General features: G+C 66.8%; 2 protein-coding genes and 1 tRNA gene. 2 read left to right on the top strand and 1 reads right to left on the bottom strand.

The window, feature by feature from the left end; translation table 11 throughout:
* A partial coding sequence (locus C5O18_RS09900; RefSeq protein ID WP_105193456.1) for a DUF4113 domain-containing protein occupies positions 1-400 on the top strand: 400 nt, incomplete at its 5' end.
* A gap of 124 nt (positions 401-524) precedes the next feature.
* On the opposite strand, the gene C5O18_RS09895 is transcribed toward C5O18_RS09900, so the two are convergent.
* Positions 525-599 (bottom strand) — tRNA-Val (locus tag C5O18_RS09895).
* Between the two features lie 185 nt (positions 600-784).
* Between C5O18_RS09895 and C5O18_RS09890 the strand changes: the two genes are divergently transcribed.
* On the top strand, positions 785-1,190 hold a 406-nt coding region (locus C5O18_RS09890), incomplete at its 3' end, for a hypothetical protein (RefSeq protein WP_146089351.1).

Raw genomic sequence — 1,190 nt, 5'->3', positions numbered from 1 at the left:
GATGATCCGAACGAATCCGAATCGCGAGCAGGATATCCAGTACAGCCGGACCACCCTGATGCCGCTGGTGTCCCCCACGGCCGACAGCGCGGTGATCCTGGCGGCGGCCATGAGCGGGTTGCGAGCGATATTCCGTCCGGGGCTGAGGTACCACAAGGTGGGTGTGATGCTGGGAGAAATCAGCGATGCCGGCGTGTGCCAGGCCGACCTGTTCGCCGCCGCCGATGACAGCAGGCGCACCCGGCTGATGTCGCTGGTGGACCGGATCAATCAGCAGCAGGGCAGGGGCACCGTGCGTTTCGCCAGTGAGGCGCTGGATGATGCCTGGCACATGCGCGCGGCGCACCGGTCGCCGCGCTACACGACCTGCTGGGATGAACTGCCGGTGGTGCAGTGCTGAGTGCGGATTCCGACGTGTGCCTGCAACCGTGCGGCGCCTTTACCAGCCCGCAGGCAACAAAAAACCCGCAAGCTGGCGCTGTGCGGGTTTCAGGTCTTTGCCGGATTCCTCCGGACTTCGAATTTGGTGGGCGATACTGGGATCGAACCAGTGACCCCTTCCGTGTGAAGGAAGTGCTCTCCCGCTGAGCTAATCGCCCGTCGACGGACAGTGCCGTCGCGAGGCGCGTATCTTACGATAATCAGCGCCGTATGCAAGAGTGCGGCGGCGATTTTGCAGGCGATCGTCACCCCTCATGTGGGGTGTTATGGCGCCGCCCGACCTCTGGCAGAATGCGAGCAGGTCTGTCCTGCCTGCGGACAGGCAGCGAAGGATGCGCATGTCATGACCGCTCGCCACTCCCCCCGCACCGTCATCGTCGCCAGCCTGGCGCTGCTGTTCGCGGCGCTCGCGGCCATGCTGATGCTGCGCCTGCAGCTCTACGATCCGGGCCTGTCGCTGGTGGCCGACGAGGCCGGCGGGATACGCGTGCAGGCGGTCGATCGCCACAGCGTCAATGCCGGGACCATCGCGCGCGGGGACCGCATGGTCGCGTTCCACACGCCGGACGGCGTGGTGGCGGCGCAGGACCTGCTGTTGATCGAAGAGCCGGACGTGCTGCCGGACACGCAGGCCTACATGGGCTTCCTGTCCGACCAGCAGCGCCTGCATTCGGCGCTGGCCGCCGGTCGCCTGCAGGCCGAGCTGGCGGATGGCCGCCGGCTGCCGCTGCTGGGCGAGCTGCCGACCT

Origin of the sequence: Amnimonas aquatica (assembly GCF_002943415.1) — a bacterium.
In the GTDB taxonomy this organism is placed as follows: Bacteria; Pseudomonadota; Gammaproteobacteria; order Pseudomonadales; family Moraxellaceae; genus Perlucidibaca; species Perlucidibaca aquatica_A.
This window is presented reverse-complemented; position numbering and strand designations above follow the sequence as displayed.